We start from the raw sequence: 14,603 nt of genomic DNA, 5'->3' as shown, positions 1-14,603 counted from the left end.
ATAGATGATATGAATAAAAACATTCTTTTTTTCTGTGCTATTTTTCTTTTGTTCTTTTTAGGTATTTCATGTAAAAAGAATGGAATATCTGACAAAAGTAGTGAACAAAATACCAATTATTTTTTTGGTGATTCAACAATGGCCCAATCAGATTATTTTAAGTTGATTACAGGTGAGAACGGATATAATATCCTTAAAAAACAAAGTGATCTTTACCCGCAAAAATATTTTGATTCTGAAAAAGATAATCTTCCTAATCTTAAAAAAGGAAATCTTACGATTAAATTGATAAAAGGAAATCCGTTGGATAAAAATAATCCCCGGATACTTCTTTATACTTTTGTTGATAATAAAAAAGTAGATTCCCTTCAATTTTACAGGAGTAGTAATAATATAAGATACTCTTCAGATGTATACACTTGTTTGTCTTACTTTGATGAGAAAACAAATAAAATATGGCAGGCTCGTTTTTTCTCTTATGATAAAGATAAACAATGGGATATTGTTTCCTACAAACAAAGTACAATATTACCCGATGGAAAGATTAAAAAGGATTCATTGTATTATCTGGATGAATCTCTAGAGGTAGAAATGGAAAAACATCATCTTTATTATTAATATTTTTAAAATTACAGAATGAAAGTATTATCCATTTCAATAATTTTTTACTTACTATTTATCGGTTGTAAGAAAAATGATAATACTTCTGTCATTAATAATACAGCAACTCTTGCTGATAATCAGAATTACAGTTGTGAAATTCCTTCCGTTATTGCAGATTATTTTAGGGTAAATAAAGCCACTTGGGAGCTTGTGCAAATAAATGAATTGAAGGTAGAAAAAGAAACTCTGTCTAAATTGAAAAACTGTCCTTTAGTATTGGAAGGGGATTTTGATGGTAATGGCGATAAAGATATTGCTATTATGGCAAGGAGTAAAAAAATAAGATATGATGAAGTAAAAGATCACAATTATGCTTTTCTTCTTGTTTTCAATAATTATGAAAAATCTAGAAATCCAGAGCCTTTAATCATACGGAAAAATGGGGAATATGCTGATGATGAAGTTCAAACAGTTATTTATGACCAATATAATGAGGGAATATGGAGTTATCTTTCCAAAGAAAATGTATGTGGCAAAGAAACAATAGTAGTAAGAATTCCCGAATCATCCTCATTCTACATTATCTGGGATAAAAATAAAAATGCTTATCAGTATATCAATTCTTTAGATTTAGACTGTAATAAAAATAATACATCAAAACTTTCTGATTCTAATGAGCTAGAAAAGATGATGAAGCAAAATGTATCATCATCGGAAAATGTTACAGATCAATTGATTTTCACTAAAGATTCAAACAATAATCTTCAGATCAATACGGAAATTCTCAATTATATTCAAACCTATACCACAGCAACAGATAATACTTATGTAATTGCATTACAGAAATATGTAACTCATGCAATCATCCAATATTATAATAGAAATGAAAGACAATGGACAGAAGATCAATTAATAAAAATCATCGCTTACGCATCTAATACTACTGATCCGTTACATAAGAAATTTTGGAAAGAATCACCGGAAAATTGGCATCAAGGAATGTGGGGAAACATTCTAAGCTTTTGTTATTTGGTATATCCTAAAACATTATGGGTGAAGCTCCAGAGTCAATTGAAAACAGAGAATTATTATAATTTATCTAATGTAAAAGAGATGGTTTCTTACGCTCAGGAATTTGACAAATTTGGTCCGCCTTAAAGTAAAGGATAATAAAAAAATATAAATGAAACCTAGTTTTATTCTATCCATCTTTATTCTGACTTCTTTTTCATTTTGTACAAATGAAAAAATAAAAAATGATGATAAAAAATTCTTCTCCAAAAAGAATGCAATTCCTAATACAAAACAGCTATCCGGGCTTTGGTCAGTTAACTGTAGTCCCGCAGAAAGGAACATAGATATTAAAGAATCAAGTGTGGTAATTTCAATGGAGACGAATCAATATTATATAACATTGAAAGAACTTAAGAGAGAAAAAAACAAAATTTATTATCAGTATGAAAAAATGAGTGGCTTAGGAGCTCAGGATTATGATTCACCAGCTTACTTAAATAGTGAAACGGTATGTACTATCGAAATAGTTAATGATGGGCTTTTAAAATTCTCATGGTTAGGTTTATTTGATAAAGAATTAAAAGAAAGATTTGAAAAGGAAAATCCATTTAATCAATATGAAAAAATAGTTAGTTTAAAAAAATGTTCTGATTAAAGAGTGAATATTTAAAATAAACCTTTTAAATGCCATTCAATAGTATGTTTGTTATTCCAATTGGCTAAGTTGACAAATAACAAGAAAGGGTAATTATTAATAACAAAAATGAAAAACAGCTTAAATTTAATTGTACTATTTTTCTTTATTACATTTTCATGTAAAGATATCAAAACATCTACTCCCAATAAGTTAGTAAAAAACAACAGCTATAATGATACTACTATCATAAATAAATCAAAAACCACAATATCCCATAATGACAATATTGATAAAAAATGGTATGGAGTTTATAATACACGTTTTGATTATGGAAAAATAGGAGGGATGAATGCAGGCTGGGATCTGGAGATTATTATTAATAGTGAACAGATTGTTGGATCAGGAAGTGGCTATCAAATAGGATTTAAGGATGAGGTTACTGCAACACAAGAAGGAAATAAATTAGTATTGAAATATAAAAAGAATCTAGATGGCTATACTCTTGGAGAAAGTATGAATCCTGAGTTTATTTTGACAGAAGATAATGGAAGTTTTTACGTCCAGTCTGAATGGATAGATTCCGATATAATCACTAAACCTGAAGCTAAAGGATTTAAAATTTCAAAAGAAAAGCAATAAGGAATTTTTAATGATAAAAATGAGAAACAGCTTAAATTTAATTGTATTATTATTTTTCTTTATTACAGTTTCATGTAGTGAAAAACCTTCAACAAATAAGGAAGAGAATAACTCTAAAAATAATGCTTTAGATCGTTTACATGATAAAGATGTTGAATTTCAAAAATTAGAGTTGAAGTGTTTTGGAGAAGAATATAATGCTAAACAATGCAGTAATAAAAAAGAGAAAATTTCAATTTCTTTTTCTAAAGAATCAAGTAGCTTTTCTATTAAGGGCGTAAATTTTCATGATTATAATAGTACCGGGTTAGATGATTTAGGATATCAGACTTTTTTATATGGAGATCGTAATAATAGAGTGATCATCATTGATTCTTTTTTAGAAAGCGGACATCTGTTCTATATCTATTTTTATGATAAAACAGGTATGAAATTTCTGGGGAAAAAAGAAATTACAATCATTGATGAATCAATAATATTGGATAAAATAAAAGTAAATCAAATGAAAAATGAACTTGTTATTTTCATTGGAAGTGGTATTGAAAGCTTAAAATTCAATATTGATAAAGGTATCGATTTGAATACTAAATAGAAGGTCAATATAAAACATGACGTATAATTGATCATCTAGCCATGTAAGCTTCATCAACGACGAAGTCGCATTCTTAGCTCCCTTAAAAATAAAACAGATTGAGTAATCACCTTTGCGTTTAAAAAAAATCAAACATCAAATTAAGTAATCATCTAGCAAGATATCTTCATCAACAACAAAGTCGCATTCTTAGCTCCCTTAAAAATCAAACAGATTGAGTAATCACCTTTGCGTTTAAAAAAAATCAAACATCAAATTAAGCAATCATCTAGCCATACACCTTCATCAACGACGAAGTCGTAATCTTAGCTCCCTTAAAAATAAAACAGTTCGAATAATCACCTTTGCGTTTTAAAAAAAATCAAACATCAAATTAAGCAATCATTTAACCATACACTTTCATCAACAACAAAGTCGTAATCTTAGCTCCCTTAAAAATAAAACAGATTGAGTAATCACCTTTGCGTTTAAAAAAAATCAAACATCAAATTAAGCAATCATCTAGCCATACACCTTCATCAACGACGAAGTCGCATTCTTAGCTCCCTTAAAAATAAAACAGTTCGAATAATCACCTTTGTGTTTTAAAAAAATCAAACATCAAATTAAGCAATCATTTAGCCATACACCTTCATCAACGACGAAGTCGTAGTCTTAGCTCTCTTAAAAATAAAACAGATTGAATAATAATCTTTGCGTTTTAAAAATCAAAAACAACAAAAATAAATACGATTAAATGAAGACACGGCCAAACATCATAAATAATTGAGGTCTATTCAGAAAACAAAAAAACCTCTGACTAATCAGAGGTTTTAAAGTGGTTTCTCCAGGAATCGAACCAGGGACACATGGATTTTCAATCCATTGCTCTACCAACTGAGCTAAGAAACCATTATATTTTTGTTTGACTTACTTCGTTGTTTTAAAGTGATGCAAAAGTAGGAAGTTTTAGTATACAAAGCAAGTATTCATCGTGCTTTTTTTAATAAAAACTAAAAACCTATTGATTATCAGTTGGATTATTTTCCTGCTCTTTTCTGATTTGCTCGCTCATCTCTTCCAATACCGGTTTAATCGTACTTTCAGGAAGATCACTGATTCTGATATACATCAATCCGTCAATTGCGTCATTAAAGTTTGGATCCACATTAAAAGCAATTACTTTAGCATTTTGCTTGATGTATTTTTTAATCAGAACAGGTAGTCTCAACTCAGGTTCAAGATCATCAATGATCTTATCCAGTTTATTAAGATCAGACTCCATTTCCTCAAAGAAAAGACTTTTATCTCGCTCACGAAGTTTTACCTTATACTCATTTCTCGGAGTGATGTACTGAGCTACCGCAGAATCAAAATAATTGGAACGCATAAACTCGATCATTAGAGATTTGGAGAACTCAGAGAACTTATTGGAAATACTTACACCTCCCATCAGGAATTTATGGTCAGGATTTCTAAGGCATACATGCACAATCCCTCTCCATAAAAGGAAGAGTGGAAGAGGCTTCTGCTGATACTCCTGACAGATGTAAGCACGGCCCATTTCGATCACCTTTTTAAAGAAAGGATGAATGTCCTGCTCAAATTCAAATAAAGAGCTTGTATAAAAGCCTTTGATGCCGTATTTCTTCATTACCTCTCTACCCAGAGCCATTCTGTAGGCTCCAGCCAGTTTTTTCTCACCATTATCCCAAAGGAACAGGTGGTGATAATGCTTATCATACTCATCAAGGTCAAACGGAAGATTACTTCCTTCTCCTACCGCACGGAAAGTCAATTCTCGCTGACGTCCGATTTCCCTCATAATGGAAGGAATTTCTTCATAAGTAGTAAAGTAGATCTCGTAGTTTCCGTTGCTGAACAACATTTTGTCTGTTCCTCTAAGTTTGTCAACATCTTTTGTAATGTCTTCAACAGGAGTTTCATCTATGATGTTCTGCACAATATTTTCCTCTTTTAGCAAAGGGAATTTTACAGATAGATTCTGAAGATTAATACTTTGGGCAAGAGATTTTCTTTTTTCATAGTAAGATTTCATCATATAAACCTTACGTTTCAGAAATTCTCCCAATTCTTCGATGGTTTCCATCTCATCCATTGCTTTTACAGAAATTGGTTTCCCAATCCTGATTCTGATAGGTTTCTCCCTATCATTCATCATTTCTGCGGGAAGCATCAACGTTTGTAAGCTTGGGTGGAGTTTAGCTACCTGATAAAAAAGGCGGCTGTTCTTTGCATGGAAATACATGGGAACAACGGGCACTTTAGCCATTCTGATAAGCTTAAGTGCCGTTTTTTCCCATTCTTTATCTAAAATTTCTCCATAAGGATTGTTCTTGTTAGAAACTTCTCCTGCCGGAAAAATACCTACACAGCCTCCATCTTGTAAATGCTTCAGTGTTTCGCGCATTCCTGAAGAGCTGCTGTAAGCTTCTTTTCTGTTTTCAAAAGGGTTTACAGAGATTACGTACGGTTCCATAGGTTTGATCTTTTCCAAAAGGAAATTTCCCATTACCTTAAAATCCGGACGAACCTCTGATAAGATCTTGCACATCAAAATTCCGTCAATAGCACCCAGCGGATGATTGGAAACCAGAACAAACGGTCCTGTTTTCGGAATTTTTGCCAGATCTTCTTCAAAAGCTACATAGCTTAGGTTTCTTTCTCTTACAAATGAGTCGAAAAAGTCTTTGCCTTCCTTATCTTTTAATTTGTCGTATAATTTATTTACTTCATTTATTTTAGCAATGCTCATCACAGCAGATGCTACTGGATTCTTTAGAAACCCAATTTTACTTAAGCCGGAAGCTTTGATCAGATCGTTTTTCGAAATTAAACTCATGTGTGTTTAGTCGCAATTAATATTATTGTGTTACCATTTGAAGAGTATTCTTGGAAATTTGTTCCAATAATACATTTTTTTCATGGTAAAATCTATCAATGTGATCCATCTTCGCATTTCTTACTGTGAATAAAGATACATTTTTAATTGCTTCGGTTTTAAAAATTTTTTGAAGCTCTTCATTAAGCTCTTCAAGGTTGTTAAATTTATCTTCCAGACATAAAGCCAATGAAATGGCAGAATTCTGCATTAGGGAAACTTTGATCTTATATTTAGATAAATGTCCGAATATCAGACTCATATGGTCTTCTGCGATGAAAGAGAAGTCTCTGGTAGAGATCTTTAAAAGCTCCTGATTTTCTTTAAGAATATAAGATTCCTCCTGCTGATTCTTGTCTGAAGCGCCTACTTTAGTTCCTGCTTTGGTAGGATCTACAAAGGATTTTACATAAAAAGGAATGTCTTTTTGCTGCAGCGGTTGTAACGTCTTTGGGTGAATAACGCTTGCCCCATAATAAGCCATTTCAATAGCCTCTTCATAAGAGATATTGGAAAGCAGAGCTACATCATTGAATTTTCTGGGATCTCCGGTCATTACTCCAGGTACATCCTTCCAAATCGTCATGGCTTCAGCATTTAAGCAGTATGCAAAAATAGCAGCAGAGTAGTCAGAACCTTCTCTTCCTAATGTTACGGTAAAGTTATTGTCATCAGAACCAATGAAACCTTGCGTTACATAGCAGATTTCAGGATTCAAATTGGAAATAAACTCTTCAGTTTTTGCCCAATCTACAGTACCTTCTCTATAGGAATTATCAGTTTTAACATAATCTCTGGCATCCAGCCACTGATTGGTAAATTGGATCTCATTCAGGTATTCACTTACGATTTTGGTAGAAATCATTTCCCCACAGCTTACTACCTGGTCATATACGAAGTCGTAATTAGGAGATTTATTTCTTCTTAAGAAAGAATCAATATCGTCAAAAAAGAGATTGATTTCAGCAAAAACCGCATGATTTTCAGGAAAAAGACCCTCCGCAATCTCAATGTGTTTTCGTTTTATCTTCTCAATCTCAGTTTGATAGTTATCCTTCTTGAAATAAAGTTCTACAACTTTTTCCAACTCATTGGTCGTCTTGCCCATTGCTGAAATGACCAGCAAGCATTTGGCAAATCCCTGGCTTTGTAGAACCATGGATACATTTTTCACACTGTCGGCGTCTTTCACAGACGCGCCACCAAACTTGAAAATTTTCATTAAATTGTTAAAAATAAAATTGTTAGATAAAAATTACATGAGTTTTTTACGGACGTCAAAATTATAAATTTACAACGAGATATGAAATAGGCTGATGAAACCAAGGAATTAAGATTTCCTTAAAATCCCCATGAATGAAATATTTGGCAACGGTTGAACGCAGGAATAGAGGGAATTAGGATGAATCTGGTATCCTATTTAATCCATACTTTTATTTGATATTTATTTTTTGAACTGGAGATTAAAATTGTAATCCATAGTATAAGGAATTCACCAGAAATGGGCTTTAGCCCATTTAAAGTAAAAATAAAAATTCAATTGGCTTTAGCCAAAACCCAATACCCTCATTCAAAATAAGTACAATAGGACAGGTCTGTTTTTTCATTCTCCATTTGTGCTTTCCATTAAAATAAAGAATCTGAATTTTTCATTGGTCTGGGATAACGAAATGGGAAGAACAATCACAGGCTGATATCTGATATTATGTTTTGTTTAGTATGTATTGTGTTGATATACAAGATGTAGGCTCTTTTGTAATTAAATTTTCTTAATGCAATAAATTTTCCGAAATTTGGGAAAACGTAAAAAGAAAAATATGTCAAATCAACCATTACAGACTTTAGGAGAATTTCTTATCGATAAACAGGACGATTTTCAGTATTCAACAGGTGAATTTTCTCGTCTTCTAAGTGCAATAAGATTGGCTTCGAAAGTGGTTAACAGAGAAGTAAATAAAGCCGGAATTGTAGATATTACAGGAGCAGCAGGAAACCAAAACGTTCAAGGTGAAGAGCAGCAGAAATTGGATGTCATTGCAAACGAAATTTTTATTACGGCTCTATCTCAAAGAGAGGTTGTTTGTGGTATTGCTTCTGAGGAAAATGATGATTTCATTGATATTAAATGTGGTGAAAATGGTCATTTAAGTAAATATGTAGTGTTGATTGATCCTTTGGATGGATCTTCAAACATTGATGTGAATGTTTCCGTAGGAACCATTTTCTCAATTTACAGAAGAGTAACAGAACCGGGAACTCCTGTACAACTTGAAGACTTCTTGCAGAAAGGAGTAAATCAGATTGCAGCAGGATATGTAATCTATGGTTCTTCTACCATGATTGTTTATACAACAGGAAATGGAGTGAACGGATTTACACTAGACCCATCTTTGGGAACTTATTATCTTTCTCATCCCAACATGACTTTTCCAAAAACAGGTAAAATCTATTCCATTAACGAAGGGAACTATATCAAATTCCCTCAAGGCGTAAAAAATTATCTTAAATATTGCCAGATGGAAGAAGGAGACCGTCCGTATACTTCCAGATATATTGGTTCTCTGGTAGCAGATTTTCACAGAAATATGCTGAAAGGCGGGATTTATATCTATCCTTCTTATTCCCAAGCTCCTAATGGTAAATTAAGATTGTTATACGAGTGTAATCCAATGGCTTTCCTTGCAGAACAGGCAGGTGGAAAAGCTACGGATGGTTTCAGAAGAATTCTGGAAGTAGAACCTACAGAACTTCACCAGAGAATTCCATTCTTCTGTGGAAGCATCGATATGGTGGAGAAAGCAGAAGAATTTATGCGTATTGACAGCGTAAAATAATGAAAGCATCCTATTTTAAATATGTATTAGAATTCAAACGCCCGAGTGGAACATCTCGCGGCGTTTTGCTTGATAAGGAAACCTTTATCCTTGAAATTTCAGAAAATGGAAAGAAAGGAATAGGAGAGTGTGCCATCTTCAGAGGGCTGAGTTTTGATGACAGACCGGATTATGAAGAAAAATTAAAATGGCTGTGTGAAAACATTGACCAAAATCCGGATTTACTGAAAGAAGAATTAAAAGATTTTCCATCTCTATGGTTTGGATATGAACAAGCTGTTCAGAACTTAAAATTAGGTGGGAATCTTTATTTTCCAAGTGAGTTTACTGAAGGAAAATCTGCCATTACAATCAATGGGTTGATCTGGATGGGCGATGTTGGGTATATGAAAGAACAGATCCAGGATAAACTTGAAAAAGGATTTCATTGCATCAAATTAAAAATTGGAGTTGATTGGAAATCTGAACATATTATTCTTCAGAAATTAAGAGAGAAATTTTCAAAAGAGCAGCTGGAGCTGCGTGTGGATGCTAATGGTGGATTCAATAAAGAAGAAGCTGTAACAGTTCTGCAACAGTTGGCAGACCTACATATCCATTCTATAGAACAGCCTATTAAAGCCGGAAATTGGAATGATATGGCAGAATTGTGTGCCCAAACACCTACACCGATTGCTTTGGACGAAGAATTGATCGGAATTACAGATCCTGAAGAGAAGAAAAAGCTTTTGGAAACGATAAAACCACAGTATATCATTTTGAAACCTGCATTAATTGGTGGTTTTGCCGGTTCTGATGAGTGGATCTCTATGGCAGAAGCACAGAATATTGGCTGGTGGATTACATCGGCGTTAGAAAGCAATATTGGTTTAAATGCCATTGCGCAATATACCTTCACAAAAAAAAGTCCAATGCCGCAAGGTTTAGGCACTGGAGCTTTATTTGTTAATAATTTTGAATCCAGTTTAGATCTCAGAAATGAGCTGTTGTGGTTCAAAAATATAGAATTGAATTAGCAAGTTGGATTATTTGAATGTTCCCAATCCCATTCTTTGCAGCATCTGGCTCTAGCGTCCCATATATGGCATCCTATAGGTACTACCGGAATATTTCCTCCATTAATGGTTTTTCAATTCTCTTTTTTCTAATTTTTTAAGATTTTTCATAGCTAATATTGAGTTTTGATTAATTGGTAAATGCTTAATGAATGAAAACTATTAAGCAGAGAAACTTCTATGGATGTTTCATAAAAGATCCAATCCATTTTAGATATTTAAACTTTATTGATTAATCATTTTGAATCCGGCTCATGTCTCAGACATGAGCCGGATTCAAAATATAGAAATGAATTAACAGGTTCTGTTACCTGAGTACGCAGCATCCCACTCTTTACAACATCTGGCTCTAAAATCCCATCTGTCGCAGCCCATTGGAATTTCTATGATATCTCCTCCATTAATGGCTTTTAATTCTTTTTTTTCTAGTTTTTTTAGATTTTTCATAATAAATATTTTAAAAAGTTGGTTTGTTTAATTCTGAATATGAAAAGAATCAATATGGTTAAAATTAAAATGGACTATCGGGACAAACAGGTCTATCTGAAGCCTCTGGAAGCCATTGCCTGCAGCATCTTAACCTTACGTCCCAGCTCATGCAGTCACGAGGAGTTATTCCTCCTTTAATCGTTTTTAACACGCCTTTTCTTAGTTTTTTTAGATTTTTCATGATTGATATTTAGTTTTGATTGATATTGTCATTGGGTGGTGGGAAAGATTAACTGCAAAATGGTGGTGGGGCATCCGGGCATGTAGGACTGTTGCAGTATTCACTTTGCCACTCTCTACAACATCTTTTTCCATTATCCCATGTGTTACAGCCAATAGGAATGTCTCCTCCTTTCACCATCTTTAGTTGTGCTCTCTGAAGTTTTCTTAGATTTTTCATGATTGATATTTTTAGTAGTTAGATTTGATTTTTGAATGGAATAAAAAATCCAATGCCACAAAGTTTAGGCATTGGAGCTTTATTTGTAAATAAATTTGAATCCGGTTACAGCTCAAAAAAGAGGGAATTGATTCAAAATAGAAAGATTTTAAATTTGATTAGCAATATGGTGGAGGTGAATCTGGGCAGGTCTCACCACAATAGCCTTCTGCCCAAGCTCTACAGCATCTGGTTGTTGGATTCCAGCTATTGCATCCAAGAGGTGGTCTTCCTCCATTAATTCTCTTTAATTCTCCGTTGTTTAATTTTCTAAGGTTTTTCATTGTAAATATTTTAATTTGTTTGATAAGTAAATATCGAAAACAACTCTCAATTACACAATGTTTTATGTAATATTTTATGAATATTTAACTAAATGGTGAGTTATTTTAATGTAGATAATAAGACTTAGGATGCAAAATTTCTTTCATTTACCTATTTTCAGACTACAATGATTGTTTAAAATATATTGTGAAAAAGAATTGAATGCAATAATTATTTAAAAATGTTCATCTCTTCATTATAAACCGGGCTTTGTATACCGAGAAAGTTTAAAACACTATGAAAAACATGATTCTGAGATAAAGTTTTATTAGATTTGAGTTGCTTAGAACCTTCAGATACCCATACTATAAAAGGAATTTCATACTGTTCTTTAGGGGCTATACTGATAGGCATTCCATGCATATATAGATTTTTTTCTCCTAAAGACTCTCCATGATCCGAAACAAAAAGCATTGTGCTTTTATAATCTTTTAATTGTTTTAAATCTTCAATGACATTATATAAAAGGTAATCTGTGTAAACAATTGTATTATCATAGGCATTGATAAGCTCCTGCTGAGAGCAATTACCTAATTCAACGCTATTGCAAACAGGCTTAAAAGTTTCAAACCGGGATGGATATTTTTTACTATATGTTGGGCCGTGGCTTGTACTTGTGTGTAAAATGACTAGTATTTTATTTTTTGTACTTGCTGCGATCTGCTTTTTAAGCCCGCTTAAAAGTACACCGTCATAATTGCAATCTTCACCTTTACAATTTGAAAACAGGCTTTCTTTTGTTTGATAATTTTTAACATGAACCGGTGGTTCTCCCCAATTCGTTGTTCTCCAGATAACATCTACATTATTTCTATATAAGTAATTTGGTAAAATTTCATACAGCTCATCTGTGTTGGTGTGCTCCAAAATACATTTTACACCCGCAGTGGTGTATGTTGCGCAAGATGTAGCTTTAAAGCTGTGTAAATTTTGTTCTTTGGAAAGCAATGGGTTGGTGTTCTTTCCGTATCCATACAACGAGAAGTTTTGGCTTCTTGCTGATTCTCCGATAACTAAAACAACAACTGATTTTTCATTGTTTTGTATGGTTGCAGGTGGTAATAAAATTTCCTTTTCGTTTTTTTTGTATTCATGAATGTAAAAAAGAGAGGTATTGACAGAATAAGACCAAGGCATAGCAAGTCCTCCTAATGTCTTTGAATTTTTATCAATCCACAACCAATTACTTGCATTCGCAAATGCTACAATAACTATGAATAACAAAGTCAACGAAGATGTAATTAAGAACTTTTTTAACGGTACATTAATGATTTTGACCTTGATAATATAAATACTGGGAAGTATACCAAGAAAAATAATATAGAAAATTAATTTTATGGAAAAAAAACTACTTGACTCTTCATAATTGGTGTTGAGTATATTACCAATCATACTCTCATCAATAATAACACTATAGGTATTGATAAAATAGACTGAAATGGAACTTATGATAAAGGTAAGGATCAATAGAATTTTCCCAACAATTCTGGATAGAAAAAATATAAGATAAAAAACAAAAGCATTGGCAACTAACATGAGAATGATCAAACTTATGATGATTGCAACGCCGTTCAAACTTTTGTAATCAACTTTACTGAAGACAAAGGTAAAAAAGGGAATATGAAAGAATATGAAATTAAAAGAGCTCATTAAGAGCGCAAAATTCAATAATTTCAAATTATTTTTTAACATAGGAATAGGTGATGATATAGAGTGATGTTACTAAGGTAATCAATGATAAATAAAAGATGATTAAATTTTCATTAATGATCTTGTTTATCAGAATAATAATACCAATGCTGAATAATGCTATAAAAATAGGATAGTATTTTTTATTATTGACCCATTCCCAAATATTATATTTCTGATTGATAAGAATACCTAAAAGTCCTGAAATATATCCAATAATACTACCAATAATAACATCAAGAGGGTAGTGTGCACCTACAGCAACTCTTGTAAAAGCTATGATAAGGCCTGTTATAATGAGGGAAATACACCAAATGGTTTGATATTTCAATTTTTGAGGCATAAATCCGAACATTAAAATAGTAAGTGTTGCAAAAATTGTCATGGAGTGACCGGATGGTAAACTGTTATGTCCAGCTAATGTTTTTCCAATAATAACAAAGCTGTCATTGTTAAACACAGCTGCCGGTCTTGGTATAATAAACAATTTTTTAAAAAGATTACAGAATAAGGCAGATACAAGTGATGCTGAAAATAGAGACTGCCAGATTTTTGGAACATATACTACGAAAATAGATAAAAATGGCAAAAGTACTAGGGCATCTCCCAACTGAGTTAAGTTATATTGAAGATTCGGATATTTGGATAACTTTGAATTCAGAAAAAAGAACCAATTTTCTTGAATACCAACATAGGCAACTGTATTAAGTGCATCCTCTTTATAAAGAAAAAAAAGGATTAAGGTTAATAAAAATAATGGTAAATACAATAAAAATAAACCTGATGGAATGTAAACATTAATAACCGTTTTGTTCATAATGCTATATTTTTATATTTAAAAGTGATTACTATTGATTTAATCCCTAGTTGTGCATAAGATTATGTTTGTTTCCCTCTGAAAGTATGTTTCCTATTTTCAATAAAATAGTTAAATACAGTCTCTAAATTTACTTTTGGCAAAAATAAACTTTATGGTCAAAAAAGTATCTCATTCTATATTGCGTATTTGTTAACTAATTGTATCCGAGTATCTAATTGCTTCTTTTGAATGAATTCTTTATCAAACGCATTGCAGTAAATTTTAAATAGCGATGAGATTTTGTTTTTTTCCAATACTCTATTTGTATAACTTCATAGCAATGTATTTTATTATGAATATTTTATTTTTTTTGAAAATAATAAAATATCTGACCCGTGAATTGATCATTGATTTGGTTTTTATTGATAAAATTATCATCATTAATACTATTTTCTTTATAAATAATTATAATGATTTTTGTGAATGTATTTATATGATTAACTCATCATTATAAATGTTAAACCAGAAAATCCATGACCAGTCATGTGAAAATATTCCTGCAAGTTATTTGGAGGAATTATTAGGGGTAGTCCGGAAATATTTAGAAG

The 14,603-nt window shown here is 32.1% G+C and carries 15 protein-coding genes and 1 tRNA gene; 8 read left to right on the top strand and 8 right to left on the bottom strand.

Translation table 11 applies throughout. From position 1 onward, the window contains the following. The first annotated feature begins 9 nt into the window (after positions 1–9). The 5 genes from BLS98_RS14720 (at position 10) to BLS98_RS14700 (ending at position 3,485) form a co-directional block, all read left to right on the top strand. Complete coding sequence (locus BLS98_RS14720; RefSeq protein ID WP_089737250.1) at positions 10–618, top strand: hypothetical protein; 609 nt, start codon at positions 10–12, stop codon at positions 616–618. Positions 619–636: 18 nt separating this feature from the next. After that, the gene (locus BLS98_RS14715; RefSeq protein ID WP_089737249.1) at positions 637–1,761 is read left to right on the top strand and encodes a hypothetical protein; all 1,125 of its coding nucleotides are present in this window, start codon (positions 637–639) and stop codon (positions 1,759–1,761) included. 25 nt (positions 1,762–1,786) lie between these two features. Beyond that, complete coding sequence (locus BLS98_RS14710) at positions 1,787–2,272, top strand: hypothetical protein (protein WP_089737248.1); 486 nt, start codon at positions 1,787–1,789, stop codon at positions 2,270–2,272. A 108-nt stretch (positions 2,273–2,380) separates the two neighbouring features. Further along, positions 2,381–2,893: a hypothetical protein gene (locus tag BLS98_RS14705; protein WP_089737247.1), complete on the top strand. Its 513-nt coding sequence runs from the start codon at positions 2,381–2,383 to the stop codon at positions 2,891–2,893. Positions 2,894–2,912: 19 nt separating this feature from the next. Continuing rightward, positions 2,913–3,485, top strand: a complete 573-nt coding sequence (locus BLS98_RS14700; RefSeq protein ID WP_089737246.1) for a hypothetical protein — start codon at positions 2,913–2,915, stop codon at positions 3,483–3,485. Between the two features lie 818 nt (positions 3,486–4,303). Here BLS98_RS14700 and BLS98_RS14695 read toward each other — a convergent pair. The 3 genes from BLS98_RS14695 to BLS98_RS14685 form a co-directional block, all read right to left on the bottom strand. Beyond that, positions 4,304–4,376: transfer RNA gene (locus tag BLS98_RS14695), tRNA-Phe, on the bottom strand. Positions 4,377–4,485: 109 nt separating this feature from the next. Beyond that, positions 4,486–6,327, bottom strand: a complete 1,842-nt coding sequence (locus BLS98_RS14690; RefSeq protein ID WP_089737245.1) for a lysophospholipid acyltransferase family protein — start codon at positions 6,325–6,327, stop codon at positions 4,486–4,488. 22 nt (positions 6,328–6,349) lie between these two features. Further along, positions 6,350–7,588, bottom strand: a complete 1,239-nt coding sequence (locus tag BLS98_RS14685; RefSeq protein WP_089737244.1) for an aspartate kinase — start codon at positions 7,586–7,588, stop codon at positions 6,350–6,352. 595 nt (positions 7,589–8,183) lie between these two features. On the opposite strand from BLS98_RS14685, the gene fbp reads away from it, so the two are divergent. Further along, the gene (gene fbp / locus BLS98_RS14680) at positions 8,184–9,200 is read left to right on the top strand and encodes a class 1 fructose-bisphosphatase (protein WP_045499772.1); all 1,017 of its coding nucleotides are present in this window, start codon (positions 8,184–8,186) and stop codon (positions 9,198–9,200) included. Next, on the top strand, positions 9,200–10,216 hold the full coding sequence (locus BLS98_RS14675) for an o-succinylbenzoate synthase (protein ID WP_089737243.1): 1,017 nt from the start codon (positions 9,200–9,202) through the stop codon (positions 10,214–10,216). Before fbp ends, BLS98_RS14675 begins: the two co-directional genes overlap by 1 nt. Before the next feature lie 333 nt (positions 10,217–10,549). Here BLS98_RS14675 and BLS98_RS23090 read toward each other — a convergent pair whose 3' ends face one another. Then, positions 10,550–10,702, bottom strand: coding sequence for a bacteriocin-like protein (locus BLS98_RS23090; protein ID WP_111994773.1), 153 nt, complete (start codon positions 10,700–10,702; stop codon positions 10,550–10,552). A gap of 39 nt (positions 10,703–10,741) precedes the next feature. On the opposite strand from BLS98_RS23090, the gene BLS98_RS23380 reads away from it, so the two are divergent. Then, entirely contained in the window at positions 10,742–10,882 is a 141-nt protein-coding gene (locus BLS98_RS23380; protein WP_167356237.1) for a hypothetical protein, read from the top strand. Positions 10,883–10,973: 91 nt separating this feature from the next. Here BLS98_RS23380 and BLS98_RS23375 read toward each other — a convergent pair whose 3' ends face one another. From BLS98_RS23375 to BLS98_RS14665, 4 genes are all read right to left on the bottom strand, one after another. Continuing rightward, on the bottom strand, positions 10,974–11,144 hold the full coding sequence (locus BLS98_RS23375; RefSeq protein WP_167356236.1) for a bacteriocin-like protein: 171 nt from the start codon (positions 11,142–11,144) through the stop codon (positions 10,974–10,976). Positions 11,145–11,302: 158 nt separating this feature from the next. Continuing rightward, positions 11,303–11,467 (bottom strand): hypothetical protein, encoded by a 165-nt coding sequence (locus BLS98_RS23370; RefSeq protein WP_167356235.1) that lies wholly within the window; start codon positions 11,465–11,467, stop codon positions 11,303–11,305. A gap of 211 nt (positions 11,468–11,678) precedes the next feature. Continuing rightward, complete coding sequence (gene eptA / locus BLS98_RS14670) at positions 11,679–13,199, bottom strand: phosphoethanolamine--lipid A transferase EptA (RefSeq protein ID WP_089737242.1); 1,521 nt, start codon at positions 13,197–13,199, stop codon at positions 11,679–11,681. After that, positions 13,186–14,013 (bottom strand): phosphatase PAP2 family protein, encoded by an 828-nt coding sequence (locus BLS98_RS14665; RefSeq protein ID WP_089737241.1) that lies wholly within the window; start codon positions 14,011–14,013, stop codon positions 13,186–13,188. Before BLS98_RS14665 ends, eptA begins: the two co-directional genes overlap by 14 nt. Positions 14,014–14,603 lie beyond the last annotated feature (590 nt).

This window comes from Chryseobacterium jejuense (assembly GCF_900100075.1).
GTDB lineage: Bacteria > Bacteroidota > Bacteroidia > Flavobacteriales > Weeksellaceae > Chryseobacterium > Chryseobacterium jejuense.
The sequence above is the reverse complement of the archived record's forward strand: the minus strand, read 5'-3'. Positions and strand labels throughout refer to the sequence as shown.

Coding starts and splice junctions, on each gene's coding strand:
- BLS98_RS14720 (WP_089737250.1), top strand. CDS start 10: ATGAATAAAAACATTCTTTTTTTCTGTGCTATTTTTCTTTTGTTCTTT.
- BLS98_RS14715 (WP_089737249.1), top strand. CDS start 637: ATGAAAGTATTATCCATTTCAATAATTTTTTACTTACTATTTATCGGT.
- BLS98_RS14710 (WP_089737248.1), top strand. CDS start 1,787: ATGAAACCTAGTTTTATTCTATCCATCTTTATTCTGACTTCTTTTTCA.
- BLS98_RS14705 (WP_089737247.1), top strand. CDS start 2,381: ATGAAAAACAGCTTAAATTTAATTGTACTATTTTTCTTTATTACATTT.
- BLS98_RS14700 (WP_089737246.1), top strand. CDS start 2,913: ATGAGAAACAGCTTAAATTTAATTGTATTATTATTTTTCTTTATTACA.
- BLS98_RS14690 (WP_089737245.1), bottom strand. CDS start 6,327: ATGAGTTTAATTTCGAAAAACGATCTGATCAAAGCTTCCGGCTTAAGT.
- BLS98_RS14685 (WP_089737244.1), bottom strand. CDS start 7,588: ATGAAAATTTTCAAGTTTGGTGGCGCGTCTGTGAAAGACGCCGACAGT.
- fbp (WP_045499772.1), top strand. CDS start 8,184: ATGTCAAATCAACCATTACAGACTTTAGGAGAATTTCTTATCGATAAA.
- BLS98_RS14675 (WP_089737243.1), top strand. CDS start 9,200: ATGAAAGCATCCTATTTTAAATATGTATTAGAATTCAAACGCCCGAGT.
- BLS98_RS23090 (WP_111994773.1), bottom strand. CDS start 10,702: ATGAAAAATCTAAAAAAACTAGAAAAAAAAGAATTAAAAGCCATTAAT.
- BLS98_RS23380 (WP_167356237.1), top strand. CDS start 10,742: ATGAAAAGAATCAATATGGTTAAAATTAAAATGGACTATCGGGACAAA.
- BLS98_RS23375 (WP_167356236.1), bottom strand. CDS start 11,144: ATGAAAAATCTAAGAAAACTTCAGAGAGCACAACTAAAGATGGTGAAA.
- BLS98_RS23370 (WP_167356235.1), bottom strand. CDS start 11,467: ATGAAAAACCTTAGAAAATTAAACAACGGAGAATTAAAGAGAATTAAT.
- eptA (WP_089737242.1), bottom strand. CDS start 13,199: ATGTTAAAAAATAATTTGAAATTATTGAATTTTGCGCTCTTAATGAGC.
- BLS98_RS14665 (WP_089737241.1), bottom strand. CDS start 14,013: ATGAACAAAACGGTTATTAATGTTTACATTCCATCAGGTTTATTTTTA.